General features: G+C 53.6%; 18 protein-coding genes. All 18 read left to right on the top strand.

Translation table 11 applies throughout. The annotated features are described in order from the left end of the window. Positions 1-45: 45 nt before the first annotated feature. The 18 genes from rsmG to ACLEXF_RS23935 all read left to right on the top strand — a co-directional run bounded on the left by rsmG (position 46) and on the right by ACLEXF_RS23935 (position 19,305). Positions 46-669, top strand: coding sequence for a 16S rRNA (guanine(527)-N(7))-methyltransferase RsmG (rsmG, locus tag ACLEXF_RS24020; protein ID WP_004202311.1), 624 nt, complete (start codon positions 46-48; stop codon positions 667-669). A 616-nt stretch (positions 670-1,285) separates the two neighbouring features. Further along, on the top strand, positions 1,286-1,666 hold the full coding sequence (atpI, locus tag ACLEXF_RS24015) for a F0F1 ATP synthase subunit I (RefSeq protein ID WP_004202310.1): 381 nt from the start codon (positions 1,286-1,288) through the stop codon (positions 1,664-1,666). Positions 1,667-1,674: 8 nt separating this feature from the next. After that, positions 1,675-2,490 (top strand): F0F1 ATP synthase subunit A, encoded by an 816-nt coding sequence (atpB, locus tag ACLEXF_RS24010; RefSeq protein WP_004202309.1) that lies wholly within the window; start codon positions 1,675-1,677, stop codon positions 2,488-2,490. A gap of 48 nt (positions 2,491-2,538) precedes the next feature. Then, entirely contained in the window at positions 2,539-2,778 is a 240-nt protein-coding gene (gene atpE / locus ACLEXF_RS24005; protein ID WP_000429386.1) for a F0F1 ATP synthase subunit C, read from the top strand. A 50-nt stretch (positions 2,779-2,828) separates the two neighbouring features. After that, positions 2,829-3,299: a F0F1 ATP synthase subunit B gene (atpF, locus tag ACLEXF_RS24000; RefSeq protein WP_004107293.1), complete on the top strand. Its 471-nt coding sequence runs from the start codon at positions 2,829-2,831 to the stop codon at positions 3,297-3,299. A 14-nt stretch (positions 3,300-3,313) separates the two neighbouring features. Beyond that, positions 3,314-3,847: a F0F1 ATP synthase subunit delta gene (gene atpH / locus ACLEXF_RS23995; RefSeq protein ID WP_004202307.1), complete on the top strand. Its 534-nt coding sequence runs from the start codon at positions 3,314-3,316 to the stop codon at positions 3,845-3,847. A 12-nt stretch (positions 3,848-3,859) separates the two neighbouring features. After that, on the top strand, positions 3,860-5,401 hold the full coding sequence (gene atpA / locus ACLEXF_RS23990; RefSeq protein ID WP_004144995.1) for a F0F1 ATP synthase subunit alpha: 1,542 nt from the start codon (positions 3,860-3,862) through the stop codon (positions 5,399-5,401). A gap of 50 nt (positions 5,402-5,451) precedes the next feature. After that, positions 5,452-6,315, top strand: a complete 864-nt coding sequence (gene atpG, locus ACLEXF_RS23985; protein WP_004144996.1) for a F0F1 ATP synthase subunit gamma — start codon at positions 5,452-5,454, stop codon at positions 6,313-6,315. A 26-nt stretch (positions 6,316-6,341) separates the two neighbouring features. Then, positions 6,342-7,724, top strand: coding sequence for a F0F1 ATP synthase subunit beta (gene atpD / locus ACLEXF_RS23980; protein WP_004144997.1), 1,383 nt, complete (start codon positions 6,342-6,344; stop codon positions 7,722-7,724). 20 nt (positions 7,725-7,744) lie between these two features. Next, a complete protein-coding gene (locus ACLEXF_RS23975; protein ID WP_001251971.1) occupies positions 7,745-8,164 on the top strand; it encodes a F0F1 ATP synthase subunit epsilon in 420 nt (139 codons plus the stop codon). 694 nt (positions 8,165-8,858) lie between these two features. Then, complete coding sequence (gene glmU, locus ACLEXF_RS23970) at positions 8,859-10,229, top strand: bifunctional UDP-N-acetylglucosamine diphosphorylase/glucosamine-1-phosphate N-acetyltransferase GlmU (RefSeq protein ID WP_407259975.1); 1,371 nt, start codon at positions 8,859-8,861, stop codon at positions 10,227-10,229. A gap of 186 nt (positions 10,230-10,415) precedes the next feature. After that, the gene (gene glmS / locus ACLEXF_RS23965) at positions 10,416-12,245 is read left to right on the top strand and encodes a glutamine--fructose-6-phosphate transaminase (isomerizing) (protein ID WP_032456774.1); all 1,830 of its coding nucleotides are present in this window, start codon (positions 10,416-10,418) and stop codon (positions 12,243-12,245) included. 339 nt (positions 12,246-12,584) lie between these two features. Next, complete coding sequence (gene pstS / locus ACLEXF_RS23960; RefSeq protein WP_004150308.1) at positions 12,585-13,625, top strand: phosphate ABC transporter substrate-binding protein PstS; 1,041 nt, start codon at positions 12,585-12,587, stop codon at positions 13,623-13,625. A 128-nt stretch (positions 13,626-13,753) separates the two neighbouring features. After that, positions 13,754-14,713, top strand: a complete 960-nt coding sequence (gene pstC / locus ACLEXF_RS23955) for a phosphate ABC transporter permease PstC (RefSeq protein ID WP_004202302.1) — start codon at positions 13,754-13,756, stop codon at positions 14,711-14,713. Continuing rightward, entirely contained in the window at positions 14,713-15,603 is an 891-nt protein-coding gene (gene pstA / locus ACLEXF_RS23950) for a phosphate ABC transporter permease PstA (RefSeq protein ID WP_004202301.1), read from the top strand. Before pstC ends, pstA begins: the two co-directional genes overlap by 1 nt. 47 nt (positions 15,604-15,650) lie before the next feature. After that, on the top strand, positions 15,651-16,424 hold the full coding sequence (gene pstB, locus ACLEXF_RS23945) for a phosphate ABC transporter ATP-binding protein PstB (RefSeq protein WP_004145006.1): 774 nt from the start codon (positions 15,651-15,653) through the stop codon (positions 16,422-16,424). 50 nt (positions 16,425-16,474) lie between these two features. Further along, positions 16,475-17,200 (top strand): phosphate signaling complex protein PhoU, encoded by a 726-nt coding sequence (phoU, locus tag ACLEXF_RS23940; protein ID WP_004107251.1) that lies wholly within the window; start codon positions 16,475-16,477, stop codon positions 17,198-17,200. A gap of 473 nt (positions 17,201-17,673) precedes the next feature. After that, the gene (locus tag ACLEXF_RS23935; RefSeq protein ID WP_407259977.1) at positions 17,674-19,305 is read left to right on the top strand and encodes a carbohydrate porin; all 1,632 of its coding nucleotides are present in this window, start codon (positions 17,674-17,676) and stop codon (positions 19,303-19,305) included. Positions 19,306-19,330: the final 25 nt, after the last annotated feature.

Raw genomic sequence — 19,330 nt, 5'->3', positions numbered from 1 at the left:
AAGCGTTAGCGCCTCCGGGCTCATTATTTTTTGAAGGTACTTACCGTGCTCAACAAACTTTCTCGTCTGCTGGATGAAGCGGGTATTTTGCTCACCGATCACCAGAAAAATCAGCTGGTGGCTTACGTCGGGCTGCTCGATAAGTGGAACAAAGCCTATAACCTGACCTCCGTTCGCGATCCAAATGAGATGCTGGTGCGTCATATCCTGGACAGCATCGTCGTCGCGCCTTATCTGCAGGGCTCGCGCTTTATCGATGTCGGTACGGGACCGGGGCTGCCTGGGATCCCGTTGGCTATCGTGCGCCCGGAGTCGCATTTCACCCTGCTGGACAGCCTTGGCAAACGCGTGCGCTTCCTGCGTCAGGTGCAGCATGAGCTGAAGCTGGATAACGTTACCCCGGTGCAGAGCCGCGTGGAAGCTTTCCCGGCTGAGCCGCCGTTTGATGGCGTGATAAGCCGCGCCTTCGCATCGCTTAATGATATGGTGAGCTGGTGCCATCATTTGCCGGCCGCGAACGGTCACTTCTATGCGCTCAAAGGGTTAGCGCAAAAAGACGAAATGGAAAACCTGCCGGAAGGGTATGCCATAGCCGAGGTCATTGAGCTACATGTTCCTCAGCTGGAAGGGGAGCGGCACCTGGTGGTTATTACGCCAAAATCGAGTTAATTTTTATCAAAAAATGTGGAAAAAATGTGGCCCGTGAATGTTACAAAAATAAAGGACACCTCCCGTTCTAATCGGGCTGCATTTAACCATGTTTTTACTATGGTTTTTCTTGCGGTTAACTTAGCGTAACTGATTCACTGACAAAATAGTCAACTTTGAAAATATCAGGGTGCTAAAAATCGACAACGATAAACAGCATAGCGATGTTAAATTTTTATTATAAATGTCAATAAAAGGTTTTTATTGTATGTGGGGTTGTTTTAGATAATGTCCTCACTTTTTATCTTGAATATCAAAAGCATGAAAAATAGTGTTTTATGTCCTTGATTCATTAAAGGGCGCTTGAAATGTTTATTATGTGATCTAATGCACGCTTTAATTGCCGTGTTTCCACGTTATTTGCAGTTTTGTATGACCGCTCACAGAACGCTGAAATGCGCGGAAAGTTGTCCGTTGGAAAATAATTAAACATTTATTCACTATTTTGCTACTTATTGTTTGAAATCACGGGGCGTCACCGTATAATTTGTCCGCTTTTTGATGCTTGACTCTTCGTCTTAAAGGACGTTTTATACGACACGCGACATACCTCAAAGGGAGCAGGAGTAAAAACGTGATGTCAGTGTCGCTCTTGAGTCGAAACGTTGCTCGCAAGCTTCTGTTTATTCAGTTACTGGCAGTAATGGCAAGTGGACTGCTGTTCAGCCTCAAAGACCCCTTCTGGGGCATTTCCGCGGTATGCGGCGGTTTGGCAGTGGTTTTGCCAAATCTGATGTTTATGATTTTTGCCTGGCGTCATCAGGCGCATACACCAGCAAAAGGCCGTGTGGCCTGGACCTTCGCCTTCGGTGAAGCCTTCAAGGTGTTGCTGACCTTCGCCCTCCTGGCGGTGGCGCTGGCCGTTTTAAAAGTGGTATTTTTGCCACTGATCGTGACGTGGGTTTTGGTGCTGGTGGTACAAGTTCTGGCGCCAGCTGTAATCAACAACAAAGGGTAAAAGGCATCATGGCTTCAGAAAATATGACGCCGCAGGAATACATAGGTCACCATCTGAACAACCTTCAGATTGACCTGCGTACTTTCTCGCTGGTGGATCCGCACAACCCCCCGGCCACCTTCTGGACGCTCAACATTGACTCCATGTTCTTCTCGGTGGTTCTCGGTCTGCTGTTCCTGGCCATGTTCCGTAGCGTTGCTAAGAAAGCGACCAGCGGCGTACCAGGGAAATTCCAGACCTTCATCGAAATGATCATCGGCTTCGTCCATGGTAGCGTCAAAGACATGTACCATGGCAAGAGCAAGGTTATCGCGCCGCTGGCGCTGACCGTGTTCGTCTGGGTCTTCCTGATGAACCTGATGGACCTGCTGCCAATCGACCTGCTTCCTTATATCGGCGAACACATTTTCGGCCTGCCTGCACTGCGCGTGGTTCCGTCTGCTGACGTGAACATCACCCTGTCGATGGCGCTTGGCGTGTTCATCCTGATTCTTTTCTACAGCATCAAAATGAAAGGCGTGGGTGGGTTCGTTAAAGAACTGACCATGCAGCCGTTCAATCACTGGGCGTTCATTCCTGTCAACTTAATCCTTGAAGGGGTAAGCCTGCTGTCCAAACCGGTCTCTCTCGGTCTGCGACTGTTCGGCAACATGTATGCCGGTGAGCTGATTTTCATTCTGATTGCTGGTCTGTTGCCGTGGTGGTCACAGTGGGTTCTGAATGTGCCTTGGGCCATTTTCCACATCCTGATTATTACGCTGCAAGCCTTCATCTTCATGGTTCTGACGATTGTCTATCTGTCGATGGCGTCTGAAGAGCATTGATTTTTACCAACACTACTACGTTTTAACTGAAACAAACTGGAGACTGTCATGGAAAACCTGAATATGGATCTGCTGTACATGGCTGCCGCTGTGATGATGGGTCTGGCGGCAATCGGTGCTGCGATCGGTATCGGCATCCTCGGAGGTAAATTCCTGGAAGGCGCAGCGCGTCAGCCGGATCTGATCCCTCTGCTGCGTACTCAGTTCTTTATCGTTATGGGTCTGGTGGATGCTATCCCGATGATCGCTGTAGGTCTGGGTCTGTACGTGATGTTCGCCGTCGCGTAGTAAGTTGTTAGAAACCTAAGCCACAGAGTTAATTAAAGAGGTATTGTGCTGTGAACATGAACGCAACAATCCTCGGCCAGGCCATCGCGTTTGTTATCTTCGTATGGTTCTGCATGAAGTACGTATGGCCGCCTTTAATGGCTGCCATCGAAAAACGCCAGAAAGAGATTTCTGACGGTTTAGCTTCTGCAGAACGCGCTAAGAAAGATTTGGACCTTGCACAGGCCAACGCGACCGACCAGCTGAAAAAAGCGAAAGCGGAAGCCCAGGTAATCATTGAGCAGGCGAACAAGCGCCGCTCTCAGATTCTGGACGAAGCTAAAGCTGAAGCAGAACAGGAACGCACCAAAATCGTTGCACAAGCGCAGGCTGAAATTGATGCTGAGCGTAAACGTGCACGCGAGGAGCTGCGTAAGCAGGTCGCTATCCTGGCTGTTGCTGGCGCCGAGAAGATCATCGAACGTTCCGTGGATGAAGCTGCTAACAGCGACATCGTGGATAAACTTGTCGCTGAACTGTAAGGAGGGAGGGGCTGATGTCTGAATTTGTAACGGTAGCTCGCCCCTACGCCAAAGCAGCTTTTGACTTTGCCGTCGAACACAACAGTGTTGAACGCTGGCAGGATATGCTGGCGTTTGCCGCCGAAGTGACCAAAAACGATCAAATGGCAGAGCTTCTCTCCGGTGCTTTGGCGCCGGAAACGCTCTCAGAAGCGTTTATCGCTATCTGCGGCGAGCAACTTGACGAAAACGGCCAGAACCTGATTAAGGTGATGGCGGAAAATAATCGTCTGAAGGTGCTCCCGGACGTTCTTGAGCAATTCATTCACCTGCGCGCGGCCAGTGAGGCCATCGCAGAGGTAGAAGTCATATCTGCCAACCAACTGAGTGATGAACAGCTTGCCAGGATCGTCAGCGCGATGGAAAAACGTCTGTCACGCAAAGTTAAGCTGAATTGCAAAATCGATAAGTCTGTTATGGCAGGTATTATCATCCGTGCGGGTGATATGGTCATTGATGGCAGCGTACGCGGCCGTCTTGATCGCCTTGCAGACGTCTTGCAGTCTTAAGGGGACTGGAGCATGCAACTGAATTCCACCGAAATCAGCGAACTGATCAAGCAGCGCATTGCTCAGTTCAATGTTGTGAGCGAAGCTCATAACGAAGGTACTATTGTTTCTGTAAGTGACGGTGTTATCCGCATCCACGGCCTTGCCGAATGTATGCAGGGTGAGATGATCTCCCTGCCGGGTAACCGTTACGCTATCGCACTGAACCTGGAGCGCGACTCCGTCGGTGCGGTGGTGATGGGTCCGTACGCTGACCTCGCCGAAGGCATGAAGGTGAAATGTACTGGCCGTATCCTGGAAGTTCCGGTTGGTCGTGGCCTGCTGGGCCGCGTGGTTAACACCCTGGGCGCGCCAATTGATGGTAAAGGTCCGCTGGAAAACGACGGTTTCTCCGCCGTTGAAGCGATCGCGCCGGGCGTAATCGAACGTCAGTCCGTCGATCAGCCGGTACAGACCGGTTATAAATCCGTTGACGCCATGATCCCAATCGGTCGTGGTCAGCGTGAACTGATCATCGGCGACCGTCAGACCGGTAAAACTGCGCTGGCTATCGATGCCATCATCAACCAGCGTGATTCCGGCATCAAGTGCGTCTATGTTGCTATCGGCCAGAAAGCGTCCACCATCTCTAACGTGGTGCGTAAACTGGAAGAGCACGGCGCGCTGGCTAACACCATCGTGGTGGTAGCGACTGCATCCGAATCTGCTGCACTGCAATACCTGGCGCCATACGCCGGTTGCGCAATGGGCGAATACTTCCGCGACCGCGGTGAAGATGCGCTGATCGTATACGATGACCTGTCTAAACAGGCTGTTGCTTATCGTCAGATCTCCCTGCTGCTCCGTCGTCCGCCAGGACGTGAAGCGTTCCCGGGCGACGTATTCTACCTCCACTCTCGTCTGCTGGAGCGTGCTGCGCGTGTTAACGCCGAATACGTTGAAGCCTTCACCAAAGGTGAAGTGAAAGGGAAAACCGGTTCTCTGACCGCGCTGCCGATTATCGAAACCCAGGCGGGTGACGTTTCCGCGTTCGTTCCGACCAACGTAATCTCCATTACCGATGGTCAGATCTTCCTGGAAACCAACCTGTTCAACGCCGGTATTCGTCCTGCGGTTAACCCGGGTATCTCGGTATCCCGTGTGGGTGGTGCAGCGCAGACCAAGATCATGAAGAAACTGTCCGGTGGTATCCGTACCGCGCTGGCGCAGTATCGTGAACTGGCGGCGTTCTCCCAGTTTGCATCCGACCTTGACGATGCAACCCGCAAACAGCTGGACCACGGTCAGAAAGTGACCGAACTGCTGAAACAGAAACAGTATGCGCCGATGTCCGTCGCGCAGCAGTCTCTGGTTCTGTTCGCAGCAGAACGTGGTTATCTGGCTGATGTAGAACTGGCGAAAATCGGTAGCTTCGAAGCCGCACTGCTGGCTTACGTCGACCGTGATCACGCTCCGCTGATGCAAGAGATTAACCAGTCCGGTGGCTATAACGACGAAATCGAAGGCAAGCTGAAAGGCATCCTCGATTCCTTCAAAGCAACCCAGTCCTGGTAACGTCTGGCGGTCTGTCTTAGGGCAGGCCGCAAGGCATTGAGGAGAAGCTCATGGCCGGCGCAAAAGAGATACGTAGTAAGATCGCAAGCGTCCAGAACACGCAAAAGATCACTAAAGCGATGGAGATGGTCGCCGCTTCCAAAATGCGTAAATCGCAGGAGCGCATGGCGGCCAGCCGTCCTTACGCAGATACTATGCGCAAAGTGATTGGTCACCTTGCGAACGGTAATCTGGAATATAAGCACCCTTACCTGGAAGAACGCGACGTTAAGCGCGTGGGCTACCTGGTGGTGTCGACCGACCGTGGTTTGTGCGGCGGCTTGAACATTAACCTGTTCAAGAAACTGCTGGCGGAAATGAAAGCATGGTCCGATAAAGGCGTTCAGTGCGACCTCGCAATGATCGGCTCTAAGGGCGTCTCTTTCTTTAACTCCGTTGGCGGCAACGTTGTTGCACAGGTGACCGGTATGGGGGATAACCCATCCCTGTCCGAACTGATCGGCCCGGTAAAAGTGATGTTGCAGGCCTATGATGAAGGCCGTCTGGACAAGCTGTACGTTGTCAGCAACAAATTTATTAACACCATGTCTCAGGTTCCGACGATCACTCAGCTGCTGCCGTTACCGGCATCAGAAGACGCTGATCTGAAACGTAAATCCTGGGATTACCTGTATGAGCCCGATCCGAAAGCGCTGCTGGATACCCTCCTGCGCCGCTACGTCGAGTCTCAGGTTTATCAGGGCGTGGTTGAAAACCTGGCCAGCGAGCAGGCCGCCCGTATGGTGGCGATGAAAGCCGCGACCGATAATGGCGGCAGCCTGATTAAAGAGCTGCAGTTGGTATACAACAAAGCTCGTCAGGCCAGCATTACTCAGGAACTCACCGAGATCGTCTCGGGGGCCGCCGCGGTTTAACCAGGTTATTTCGTAGAGGATTTAAGATGGCTACTGGAAAGATTGTCCAGGTAATCGGCGCCGTGGTCGACGTCGAGTTCCCTCAGGATGCCGTACCACGCGTGTACGAAGCCCTTGAGGTACAGAATGGTAATGAAGTTCTGGTGCTGGAAGTTCAGCAGCAGCTGGGCGGCGGTATCGTGCGTACCATCGCCATGGGTTCTTCCGATGGTCTGCGCCGCGGTCTGGATGTAAAAGACCTCGAGCACCCGATCGAAGTCCCGGTTGGTAAAGCTACGCTGGGTCGTATCATGAACGTACTGGGTCAACCGGTCGACATGAAAGGCGACATCGGCGAAGAAGAGCGTTGGGCTATCCACCGCGCAGCACCGTCCTATGAAGAGCTGTCCAGCTCTCAGGAACTGCTGGAAACCGGCATCAAAGTTATCGACCTGATGTGTCCGTTCGCGAAGGGCGGTAAAGTCGGTCTGTTCGGTGGTGCGGGTGTCGGTAAAACCGTAAACATGATGGAGCTGATCCGTAACATCGCGATCGAGCACTCCGGTTACTCCGTGTTTGCGGGCGTAGGTGAGCGTACTCGTGAGGGTAACGACTTCTACCACGAAATGACCGACTCCAACGTTATCGATAAAGTATCCCTGGTGTACGGCCAGATGAACGAGCCGCCGGGAAACCGTCTGCGCGTTGCGCTGACCGGCCTGACCATGGCTGAGAAATTCCGTGACGAAGGTCGTGACGTACTGCTGTTCGTCGATAACATCTATCGTTACACCCTGGCCGGTACGGAAGTATCCGCACTGCTGGGTCGTATGCCTTCAGCGGTAGGTTATCAGCCGACCCTGGCGGAAGAGATGGGCGTTCTGCAGGAACGTATCACCTCCACCAAAACCGGTTCTATCACCTCCGTACAGGCGGTATACGTACCGGCGGATGACTTAACTGACCCATCCCCAGCCACTACCTTTGCTCACTTAGATGCAACCGTAGTACTGAGCCGTCAGATCGCTTCCCTGGGTATCTACCCGGCTGTTGACCCGCTGGACTCCACCAGCCGTCAGCTGGATCCGCTGGTTGTTGGTCAGGAACACTACGACACCGCGCGTGGCGTGCAGTCCATCCTGCAGCGTTATCAGGAACTGAAAGACATCATCGCCATCCTCGGTATGGACGAACTGTCTGAAGAAGACAAACTGGTGGTAGCTCGCGCACGTAAGATCCAGCGCTTCCTGTCCCAGCCGTTCTTCGTGGCTGAAGTCTTTACCGGTTCTCCGGGCAAATACGTGGCGCTGAAAGACACCATCCGTGGCTTTAAAGGCATCATGGAAGGCGAATACGATCACCTGCCAGAGCAGGCGTTCTACATGGTCGGTTCCATCGACGAAGCCGTGGAAAAAGCCAAAAAACTTTAACGCCTTAATCGGAGGGTGATATGGCAATGACTTACCACCTGGACGTCGTCAGCGCAGAGCAACAAATGTTCTCTGGTCTGGTCGAAAAAATCCAGGTAACGGGTAGCGAAGGTGAACTGGGTATTTACCCGGGACACGCACCGCTGCTCACCGCCATTAAGCCTGGTATGATTCGCATCGTTAAACAGCACGGTCATGAAGAGTTTATCTATCTGTCCGGCGGCATTCTTGAAGTGCAGCCTGGCAGCGTGACCGTCCTGGCGGATACCGCAATTCGTGGTCAGGACCTCGACGAAGCGCGAGCGCTGGAAGCGAAACGCAAAGCGGAAGAGCACATTAAGAGCTCTCACGGCGATGTGGATTACGCTCAGGCGTCTGCGGAACTGGCCAAAGCGATCGCTAAACTGCGCGTTATCGAGTTGACCAAAAAAGCGATGTAACACCGGCTTGAACGTAAAAAGCCAGTCTGGTTTCCAGGCTGGCTTTTTTTATGCCCAGCTGCTGACGAGCGGATGAAGTGAAAACAGAATTCACCCTTAATTGTTATTGATTAGTTAAATGATGAAGCGTAGACTCCGTTTTATGTGATGTATATCACATAAAATAGCGTTATCAAACTGCACCTGCGTCAGGAAATCATCATGAAACTGTTCCATAAAATCATCGCTAAATTTAGCGTCCTGAGCTTCTAAGCTCCGCGCTATCCCCCCGCTGACATGACGTATCGCCCATCAAAACGACAACACTGGCGATGTGAAACCGGGCAAAGAAGGTCACCTGACGGTGGCCTTTCGTTTTTTATCGCTACATCAATCACTTTGTCGCCCTCCCCCGCCAGCGACTGGCGACGATTATCCTGGTTCTTCCCGCTGCGGGTACTGAAAATCGCTTTCCGCAGCGGCTTTATTCAGGTGGCGAAAAAACAGTAAAAGCAGTGAGATAGTCAATGATTATCCTCCCCGCCCTCCTTTTTCAGCGTTAAACTGATTTGCAGTGGTTAAAAATAGCGTCATAAAATGGTGTATAGCAGTGAGCCTGGACGTTTTCTCCACGTCTCGTTTTATGATGAAAAATATGTAGAAATTTCAACGTGAAAGGCTTTTACTTTTCGTTCTAACTACCGTCAGGATGAGTATGTCAAATAGTGCGATGAGCGTGGTTATCCTTGCCGCAGGCAAAGGGACCCGCATGTATTCCGATCTTCCTAAGGTGCTGCATACCCTGGCCGGGAAGCCAATGGTGCAGCATGTCATTGATGCCGCTAACGATTTAGGCGCATGTGCGGTACACCTGGTGTATGGCCACGGTGGCGATCTGCTGCGTCAGACGCTGCATGAAGACAACCTGAACTGGGTGCTGCAGGCCGAACAGCTCGGAACCGGGCACGCCATGCAGCAGGCGGCGCCGTTCTTCAATGATGATGAAGACATCCTGATGCTCTACGGCGACGTGCCGCTGATCTCCGTCGAGACGCTACAGCGCCTGCGCGCCGCGAAGCCGCAGGGCGGGATTGGTCTGCTGACCGTGAAGCTGGATGATCCAACCGGCTACGGCCGCATTACCCGTGAAAATGGCCAGGTGACGGGCATCGTTGAGCACAAAGATGCCAGCGAGGCGCAGCGCCAGATCCAGGAAATCAACACCGGGATCCTGATCGCCGGCGGAGCAGACCTCAAGCGCTGGCTGGCGAATCTCACCAATAACAACGCCCAGGGCGAATACTACATCACCGATATCATCGCCATGGCGCATCAGGAAGGTCGCGAGATCGCTGCCGTGCATCCCCAGCGCCTGAGCGAAGTCGAAGGCGTCAACAACCGCCTGCAGCTTGCGCGCCTGGAGCGCGTCTACCAGGCTGAGCAAGCGGAAAAGCTGCTGCTGGCGGGAGTGATGCTGCGCGATCCGGCGCGTTTCGATCTGCGCGGTACGCTGCAGCACGGGCGCGATGTGGAGATCGATACTAACGTTATTCTGGAAGGCAACGTGGTGTTGGGCGATCGTGTGAAAATCGGCGCCGGCTGCGTGATCAAAAACAGCACCATCGGCGATGATTGCGAAATCAGCCCCTACAGCGTGGTGGAAGATGCCCAGCTGCAGGCGGCCTGCACCATCGGTCCATTTGCCCGTCTGCGCCCGGGCGCCGAACTGCTGGAAGGCGCCCACGTTGGCAACTTCGTGGAAATGAAAAAAGCGCGTCTCGGCAAAGGCTCCAAGGCGGGTCATCTGACCTATCTGGGCGATGCGGAGATCGGTGATAACGTCAATATCGGCGCGGGCACCATCACCTGCAACTATGATGGCGCGAATAAACATAAAACGATTATTGGCGACGATGTCTTTGTCGGCTCGGATACCCAGCTGGTGGCCCCGGTTACGGTAGGCAACGGCGTCACTATCGCCGCCGGCACCACCGTCACACGCAATATCGCCGATAACGAACTGGTGTTGAGCCGCGTGCCGCAGGTCCATAAGCAGGGCTGGCAGCGTCCGGTGAAGAAAAAATGAACAGAATTGTCGCCGGGGGTGTACAACGCCAGGCGAACCAGGATGAGAGGGTCAACATAGATCCCCGTCCGCAGGCAGTACCATAACAATAACCCCACTCTCTACAAGGCTCGGGGCGCCCGGAAAACGGGCAAATACAGGTCAGCGACAACGCATGGCATATCGCCATTATCAGGAAATTTAACTATGTGTGGAATTGTTGGCGCAGTCGCGCAGCGTGATATTGCTGAAATCCTTCTCGAAGGTTTACGTCGTCTGGAATACCGTGGCTATGACTCTGCCGGTCTGGCGGTAGTCGACAGCGAAGGTCATATGACCCGCGTGCGTCGCCTGGGTAAGGTACAGATGCTGGCTCAGGCGGTCGAAGAGCAACCGTTACACGGTGGTACCGGGATCGCCCATACTCGCTGGGCGACGCACGGCGAACCGTCCGAGAGCAATGCGCATCCGCATGTTTCTGAACACATTGTGGTGGTCCATAACGGGATCATCGAAAACCACGAGCCGCTGCGCGCATTGCTGCAGTCTCGCGGCTATGTCTTCGTCACTGAGACCGATACCGAAGTTATCGCCCATCTGGTGCACTGGGAGCTGGAACAAGGTGGAACCTTGCGTGAAGCCGTGCTGCGCGCCATCCCGCAGCTGCGCGGCGCTTACGGCACCGTGATCATGGATACCCGCGACCCGGGTACCCTGCTGGCGGCCCGCTCCGGTAGCCCGCTGGTTATCGGTCTGGGCATGGGGGAAAACTTTATCGCCTCCGACCAGCTGGCGCTGCTGCCGGTTACCCGCCGCTTCATCTTCCTTGAAGAAGGCGACATTGCGGAAGTGACTCGTCGCTCGGTAGTGATTTTCGATAAATCCGCTGCGCAAGTGAAGCGCCAGGAGATCGAATCCAATCTGCAATATGATGCCGGCGATAAAGGTATCTATCGCCACTATATGCAGAAAGAGATTTTCGAACAGCCGAATGCGATTAAGAACACCCTGACCGGGCGAATCAGCCACGGCGAAGTCGATCTCAGCGAGCTGGGACCGAACGCCAATGAAATGCTGGCTCAGGTTGAACATATTCAGATTGTTGCCTGCGGGACCTCCTATAACTCCGGGATGGTCTCCCGCTATTGGTTCGAGGCGTTAGCCGGCGTGCCGTGCGATGTGGAAATCGCCTCCGAATTCCGCTATCGGAAGTCTGCGGTGCGTCGTAACAGCCTGATGATCACCCTTTCCCAGTCTGGTGAAACCGCCGATACCCTGGCGGCGCTGCGTTTGTCGAAAGAGCTGGGCTATCTCGGCTCGCTGGCCATCTGCAACGTGCCGGGCTCGTCGCTGGTGCGTGAATCCGATCTGGCGCTGATGACCAAAGCCGGAACGGAAATTGGCGTGGCCTCGACCAAGGCCTTTACCACTCAGCTGACGGTGCTGCTGATGCTGGTGGCGAAACTGGCGCGATTGAAAGGCCAGGATGCGTCCATTGAGCATGATATCGTCCACGGCCTGCAGGCGCTGCCGAACCGTATCGAGCAGATGCTCTCCCAGGACAAGCGTATTGAGCAGCTGGCAGAGCGTTTCTCTGATAAGCATCATGCGCTGTTCCTTGGCCGCGGCGATCAGTACCCGATCGCTATGGAAGGGGCGCTGAAGCTGAAAGAGATCTCCTATATTCACGCGGAAGCCTACGCGGCAGGCGAGCTTAAGCACGGCCCGCTGGCGCTGATTGATGCGGAAATGCCGGTGATCGTAGTGGCGCCGAACAATGAGCTGCTGGAAAAACTGAAATCCAACATCGAAGAGGTTCGCGCCCGCGGCGGTGAGCTGTACGTTTTCGCCGACGGTGACGCCGGCTTCAACGGCAGCGACAACATGCACATCATTGAGATGCCGCATGTCGAAGAGAGCATCGCGCCTATCTTCTACACCGTACCGCTGCAGCTGCTGGCTTATCACGTTGCGCTGATCAAAGGCACTGACGTGGATCAGCCGCGTAACCTGGCGAAATCGGTCACGGTTGAGTAACGTATTATCTCTTTTGCAAAGGGCTGCCGGCGGCGGCCCTTTTTTATTTTTACCTGCTGTTTTTCGCCGATCTTGTGCGCAATATCTGGGGAGGCGATAGATGACAAACGATCGTTTTGCTCTGTGATTTCGCTGTCATAAAAAGAAAATTATTCTGTCATTGTGTGGTCATGCTAGTAGATAACCATTTGAGTTATAAGCGTATTATTTGACGTGAAATCCCCCCTACCGGCGTGTCATAAAACTGTCATAATTCGTACATTTTACTGTCACCTCTTTGACCTATTTTGCTCACCATAGCCTCGAAACAATGATTTACGAATCCCAGCAGGAGACATTATGAACGTTATGCGTACCACCGTCGCAACAGTTGTCGCCGCGACCTTATCGATGAGCGCTTTCTCTGCTTTCGCAGCAGCAAGCCTGACTGGCGCAGGTGCAACTTTTCCTGCGCCGGTGTATGCCAAATGGGCTGACACCTATCAGAAAGAAACTGGCAATAAAGTGAACTACCAGGGTATTGGTTCCTCTGGTGGCGTTAAACAGATTATTGCCAACACCGTGGATTTCGGTGCTTCTGATGCTCCGCTGGCTGATGACAAACTGACCCAGGAAGGCCTGTTCCAGTTCCCGACCGTGATTGGCGGCGTGGTGCTGGCGGTTAACCTGCCTGGCGTGAAATCCGGCGAGCTGGTGCTGGATGGCAAAACCCTTGGCGATATCTACCTGGGTAAAATTAAAAAATGGGATGACGAAGCGATCGCTAAGCTCAACCCGGGTCTGAAGCTGCCGTCGCAGAATATCGCCGTGGTTCGCCGCGCCGATGGTTCCGGTACCTCCTTCGTCTTCACCAGCTACCTGTCCAAAGTGAATGAAGAGTGGAAATCGAAAATCGGCGCAGGCTCTACCGTTAACTGGCCAACCGGTCTGGGCGGTAAAGGCAACGACGGTATCGCCGCCTTTGTTCAGCGTCTGCCGGGCTCGATTGGTTACGTCGAATACGCTTACGCCAAGCAAAACAACCTGGCGTACACCAAACTGGTCTCTGCCGACGGCAAGCCGGTTAGCCCGACTGAAGACAACTTCGCTAACGCCGCAAAAGGCGTTGACTGGAGCAAGTCTTTCGCTCAGGACCTGACTAACCAGAAAGGTGAAAACGCATGGCCGATCACCTCAACCACCTTCATCCTGGTGCATAAGGCGACGAACAAGCCTGAGCAGACCGCCGAAGTGCTGAAGTTCTTTGACTGGGCGTATAAAAACGGCGGGAAAGAAGCCAATGCGCTGGATTACGCGACGCTGCCGGAAAGCGTGGTAGAGCAGGTTCGTGCGGCATGGAAAACCAACGTCAAAGACAGCAGCGGTAAAGCGCTGTACTAAAAGTAGATTTTTGACGAAGATGGCGGGGGCGTTCAGGCGCTGCCCGCCCTACGGTTCAGACTGTAGGCCCGGGAGCCAACGCCACCGGGCATTTATTCGAACAAGTTTTAATACGTAAAGAGTAATCTATGGCTGCAACCAAGCCTGCATTTACCCCTCCGGGGAAAAAGGGTGACATAATTTTCAGTGCGCTGGTAAAACTGGCTGCGCTGATTGTGCTATTGATGCTGGGCGGCATCATCGTTTCCCTGATCATCTCTTCCTGGCCGAGCATTCAAAAGTTTGGCTTTGCCTTTTTGTGGACCAAAGAGTGGGATGCGCCCAACGAAATCTTCGGCGCGCTGGTGCCGATCTACGGAACTCTGGTGACCTCCTTTATCGCGCTGCTGATCGCCGTCCCGGTGAGCTTCGGCATCGCGCTGTTTCTGACTGAACTGTCCCCCGCCTGGCTCAAGCGCCCGCTGGGCATTGCGATTGAGCTGCTGGCGGCAATCCCGAGTATCGTGTACGGCATGTGGGGCCTGTTTATTTTCGCCCCGCTATTTGCGACTTACTTTCAGGAGCCGGTGGGGAACGTCCTGTCGACCATCCCGTTCGTCGGCGCGCTGTTTGCCGGTCCGGCGTTTGGGATTGGCATTCTCGCCGCTGGCGTCATTCTGGCCATCATGATCATCCCTTATATCGCCGCGGTCATGCGCGATGTTTTCGAACAGACGCCGGTGATGATGAAAGAGTCGGCCTATGGCATCGGCTGCACCACCTGGGAAGTGATCTGGCGCATCGTTTTACCGTTCACCAAAAACGGGGTGATCGGCGGCGTGATGCTCGGTCTGGGCCGCGCGCTGGGTGAAACCATGGCGGTCACCTTTATCATCGGTAACACCTACCAGCTCGACAGCATATCGCTGTATATGCCGGGGAACAGCATTACCTCCGCGCTGGCCAACGAATTCGCCGAAGCGGAAACCGGCCTGCACGTGGCGGCGCTAATGGAGCTGGGCCTGATCCTGTTCGTTATCACCTTTATCGTTCTGGCGGCGTCGAAGTTTATGATTATGCGCCTCGCGAAGAATGAGGGGGCACGCTAATGGCGACCATTGAAATGCAAAGCACCGCCGAGCTGGCGGAGTCCCGCCGCAAGATGCAGGCCAAACGCCGCATGAAGAACCGTATCGCTCTGGCGCTGTCGATGGCCACCATGGCGTTTGGTTTGTTCTGGCTTATCTGGATCCTGATGGCGACCATAACCCGCGGCTTCGACGGCATGAGTCTGGCGCTGTTTACCGAAATGACGCCGCCGCCGAATACCGCGGGCGGTGGTCTGGCCAACGCCCTCGCCGGCAGCGGCCTGCTGATCCTGTGGGCAACCGTCTTTGGTACGCCGCTGGGTATCCTCGCCGGAATTTATTTGGCGGAGTATGGCCGCAAGTCGGTGCTGGCTGAAATTATCCGCTTTATCAACGATATTCTGCTTTCCGCACCGTCTATCGTGGTCGGCCTGTTCGTCTACACCATCGTGGTGGCGCAGATGCAGCACTTCTCGGGCTGGGCGGGCGTTATCGCCCTGGCGCTGCTGCAGGTGCCTATCGTTATTCGTACCACCGAAAACATGCTGAAACTGGTGCCGGATAGCCTGCGTGAAGCGGCCTATGCGCTGGGGACGCCGAAGTGGAAGATGATCTCGGCGATCACCCTGAAAGCCTCCGTCTCAGGGATTATGACCGGGATCCTGCTGGCTATCGCCCGTATCGCTGGGGAAACGGCGCCCTTGCTGTTCACCGCGTTGTCTAACCAGTTCTGGAGCACCGACATGATGCAGCCGATTGCCAACCTGCCGGTGACCATTTTCAAATTTGCCATGAGTCCGTTTGCGGAGTGGCAGCAACTGGCATGGGCCGGGGTATTGATTATCACCCTGTGCGTCTTGCTGCTGAACATCCTGGCGCGCGTTATCTTCGCCAAGAAGAAACACGGTTAATTTTTTGCGGCGCAGCCACGGCTGCGCTGAATGAGGAAGAGATTGAGATGAGTATGGTGAATACAGCTCCGGGTAAGATTTCAGTTCGTAACCTGAACTTCTACTACGGCAAATTCCATGCCCTGAAGAACATCAACCTGGATATCACCAAAAACCAGGTAACGGCGTTTATCGGTCCGTCAGGCTGTGGTAAATCCACCCTGCTGCGCACGTTCAACAAAATGTTTGAACTGTATCCAGAGCAGCGTGCGGAAGGTGAGATCCTACTGGATGGCGACAATATTCTGACTAACACCCAGGATATCGCCCTGCTGCGCGCTAAGGTTGGCATGGTGTTCCAGAAGCCAACGCCGTTCCCGATGTCCATTTACGACAACATCGCTTTCGGGGTGCGCCTGTTTGAAAAACTGTCCCGTGCCGATATGGACGAGCGCGTGCAGTGGGCGCTGACCAAAGCCGCATTATGGAACGAAACCAAAGATAAACTGCACCAGAGCGGGTATTCTCTCTCCGGTGGTCAGCAGCAGCGTCTGTGTATTGCCCGCGGTATCGCGATCCGCCCGGAAGTGCTGCTGCTTGATGAGCCGTGCTCCGCGCTGGACCCGATCTCCACCGGGCGTATCGAAGAACTGATCACCGAGCTGAAACAGGACTACACCGTCGTTATCGTGACTCACAACATGCAGCAGGCTGCGCGTTGCTCCGACCATACGGCATTTATGTATCTTGGCGAGCTGATTGAGTTCAGCAATACGGATGATCTGTTCACCAAGCCCGCGAAGAAACAAACTGAAGATTATATTACTGGCCGCTACGGTTGATTTGCCCTTGTGCTTTCAGGCTCTCACCAGTTGGGCAATCAGGAGACACCATGGACAACCTAAATCTTAACAAACATATTTCCGGCCAGTTCAACGCTGAACTGGAGTATATCCGCACCCAGGTGATGACCATGGGCGGGCTGGTGGAGCAACAGCTTTCTGATGCGATCACCGCAATGCATAACCAGGACAGCGAACTGGCGAAACGCGTGATTGACGGCGACAAACAGGTCAACATGATGGAAGTGGCGATCGATGAAGCCTGCGTGCGCATCATCGCCAAGCGCCAGCCGACCGCCAGCGACCTGCGCCTGGTGATGGCGATCATCAAGACTATCGCTGAGCTGGAACGCATTGGCGATGTGGCGGATAAAATCTGCCGTACCGCGCTGGAGAAGTTTTCCCAGCAGCATCAGCCGCTGCTGGTGAGCCTTGAATCGCTGGGCCGCCATACGGTGCAGATGCTGCATGACGTGCTGGATGCCTTCGCGCGTATGGATCTCGACGAGGCGGTACGTATCTATCGCGAAGACAAGAAAGTCGACCAGGAATATGAAGGCATCGTACGTCAGCTGATGACCTACATGATGGAAGACTCGCGCACTATCCCCAGCGTCCTGACGGCGCTGTTCTGCGCGCGCTCCATCGAGCGTATCGGCGACCGCTGCCAGAATATCTGCGAATATATTTTCTACTTCGTCAAAGGCCAGGATTTCCGTCATGTGGGCGGCGATGAACTGGATAAATTGCTCGCTGGTAAAGATCCGAAAGAGTAATAATCATTTTGTCTAATTCTGATGAATGGATTTATCAGAATTAGATATGATTCCTCCACCGGCAGCGATATTGCTGAGATTATCGTCACAATTAACAGGCTGCCCGTTTGAGTTCTTCATTTTATCGCGTAACAATCAGCATCCACTGACTGAGCGCGCAAGCTCAGAATGTTTTAAACGGATTGTTACTGCGACAGCAGGCAAAACCTGATATTGCCCCCACGGCGGCGATATCAGGTTTTTTTATGCGTGCGAAGAATGACTTAATAAGGGTTGCTACCGCGATGCGCGGGCAAAACCTGAAGAGGATTATCTGTTAAGGCAGATCGTCTTCTTCGGGTTTTTTTGCTTTTTTCCAGGCTCAAAAATAACAGTCCCCGCGCCCTTAAGCGGTATGGATAAAGCTATTTGAACCCGCGCGATGCTTGTCGCTGTCGTTTTTATTAATGCCAATACTTATATAAGGGAATATTATGATGAGAAAAACCAGGATCGCTTCGGCGATAGCCTTGCTGGCGCCGCTTTGTTATTCAACCTCCCTGATCGCGAGCCAGCTGACGGTAGAGCAACGGCTTGAGTTGCTGGAAAAAGCGCTCAGCGATACGCAAAAAGAGCTCAAAAAATATCAAGACCAGGAGAGAAAAAGAGACCAGATTTGGGCCTCATGGTCTCCGCCTGCAGAGAGCCAGAAGCGCAACGTCGCGGCGGCAGCCGGACCGAAAGCAGCGGTGAAACCGGATGCGGTACTGGTCAAAAATCAACAACCTGCTACAGACAGTGCACCAGCCTACAGCGCGATGACGCTGAAAGATTTTAGCAGGTTCGTCAAAGATGAAATTGGCTTTAGCTATAACGGCTACTTCCGCTCGGGCTGGGGAACCGCCTCGCATGGCTCGCCAAAATCGTGGGCCATCGGCTCGCTTGGCCGTCTGGGCAATGAATATTCCGGCTGGTTCGATCTGCAGCTGAAGCAGCGGGTGTTTCAGGAAGGCGATAAACGCGTCGACGCCATCGTGATGCTCGACGGGAACGTTGGCCAGCAGTATTCCACTGGCTGGTTTGGCGACAATGCCGGCGGCGAAAACTACATCCAATTCTCGGATATGTACGTTAACACCAAAGGATTCCTGCCGTTTGCCCCGGAGGCCGATTTCTGGGTCGGCAAACACGGTGCGCCAAAAATCGAGATCCAGATGCTGGACTGGAAAACGCAGAGAACCGATGCGGCGGCTGGCGTGGGGCTGGAAAACTGGCAGGTTTGCGTCGGGAAATTCGATATCGCGCTGGTGCGGGAAGATGTTGATGACTACGATCGTTCCTTGAGCAATAAGCAGCAAATAAACACCAATACCCTTGATATCCGTTACAAAGAGATCCCGCTGTGGGATAAAGCCAGCCTGATGGTCAGCGGACGCTATGTCGCTGCCAACCAAAGTTCTTCTGAGAAATATAAAGAGGGGAATGAAGGCTATTATCCATGGAAAGATACCTGGATGGCCGGCACCTCGTTAACGCAAAAATTTGCTAACGGCGGCTTTAACGAATTCTCTTTCTTACTGGCGAATAACTCCATTGCCAGCAGCTTCTCGCGCTATGCCGGATCCAGCCCCTATACCACCTTTAACGGCCGCTATTATGGCGACCATACCAATGGCACCGCCGTGCGCTTAACCTCGCAAGGGGAAACCTATTTACGTGATGACATTATTATGGCGAATGCCATCGTTTACTCTTTTGGTAACGACGTTTACAGCTACGAGACCGGGGCCCACTCCGATTTTGAATCCATCCGTACGGTCCTGCGACCGGCTTATATCTGGAATAAATATAACCAGACCGGCGTCGAACTGGGGTACTTCAAGCAGCAAAACAAAGATGTTACCGGCAAAAAATATAACGAGTCCGGCTATAAGACCACGCTGTTCCATACCTTCAAAGTTAATACCAGTATGCTGACCTCGCGCCCGGAAATTCGCTTCTATGCCACCTATATTAAAGCGAAGGATATCGACCTGGATAAGGCCGCGAATAACACCACCAGCATTTTTGAAGACGGTAAAAACGATCAATTTGCCGTAGGGGCGCAGGCGGAAATCTGGTGGTGAGACGATAACAGAACGGACACAACAT

Origin of the sequence: Klebsiella pneumoniae complex sp. WS1778, from assembly GCF_049472055.1 — a bacterium.
Taxonomy (GTDB): domain Bacteria; phylum Pseudomonadota; class Gammaproteobacteria; order Enterobacterales; family Enterobacteriaceae; genus Klebsiella; species Klebsiella quasipneumoniae.
This window is presented reverse-complemented; position numbering and strand designations above follow the sequence as displayed.

Excerpts from the sequence above, each read along its gene's own strand:
- glmS (WP_032456774.1), top strand. The coding sequence starts at position 10,416 with ATGTGTGGAATTGTTGGCGCAGTCGCGCAGCGTGATATTGCTGAAATC.
- pstB (WP_004145006.1), top strand. The coding sequence starts at position 15,651 with ATGAGTATGGTGAATACAGCTCCGGGTAAGATTTCAGTTCGTAACCTG.
- pstS (WP_004150308.1), top strand. The coding sequence starts at position 12,585 with ATGAACGTTATGCGTACCACCGTCGCAACAGTTGTCGCCGCGACCTTA.
- atpB (WP_004202309.1), top strand. The coding sequence starts at position 1,675 with ATGGCTTCAGAAAATATGACGCCGCAGGAATACATAGGTCACCATCTG.
- pstC (WP_004202302.1), top strand. The coding sequence starts at position 13,754 with ATGGCTGCAACCAAGCCTGCATTTACCCCTCCGGGGAAAAAGGGTGAC.
- atpG (WP_004144996.1), top strand. The coding sequence starts at position 5,452 with ATGGCCGGCGCAAAAGAGATACGTAGTAAGATCGCAAGCGTCCAGAAC.
- ACLEXF_RS23975 (WP_001251971.1), top strand. The coding sequence starts at position 7,745 with ATGGCAATGACTTACCACCTGGACGTCGTCAGCGCAGAGCAACAAATG.
- atpA (WP_004144995.1), top strand. The coding sequence starts at position 3,860 with ATGCAACTGAATTCCACCGAAATCAGCGAACTGATCAAGCAGCGCATT.
- atpI (WP_004202310.1), top strand. The coding sequence starts at position 1,286 with ATGTCAGTGTCGCTCTTGAGTCGAAACGTTGCTCGCAAGCTTCTGTTT.
- atpE (WP_000429386.1), top strand. The coding sequence starts at position 2,539 with ATGGAAAACCTGAATATGGATCTGCTGTACATGGCTGCCGCTGTGATG.
- ACLEXF_RS23935 (WP_407259977.1), top strand. The coding sequence starts at position 17,674 with ATGATGAGAAAAACCAGGATCGCTTCGGCGATAGCCTTGCTGGCGCCG.
- pstA (WP_004202301.1), top strand. The coding sequence starts at position 14,713 with ATGGCGACCATTGAAATGCAAAGCACCGCCGAGCTGGCGGAGTCCCGC.
- atpH (WP_004202307.1), top strand. The coding sequence starts at position 3,314 with ATGTCTGAATTTGTAACGGTAGCTCGCCCCTACGCCAAAGCAGCTTTT.
- phoU (WP_004107251.1), top strand. The coding sequence starts at position 16,475 with ATGGACAACCTAAATCTTAACAAACATATTTCCGGCCAGTTCAACGCT.
- glmU (WP_407259975.1), top strand. The coding sequence starts at position 8,859 with ATGTCAAATAGTGCGATGAGCGTGGTTATCCTTGCCGCAGGCAAAGGG.
- atpD (WP_004144997.1), top strand. The coding sequence starts at position 6,342 with ATGGCTACTGGAAAGATTGTCCAGGTAATCGGCGCCGTGGTCGACGTC.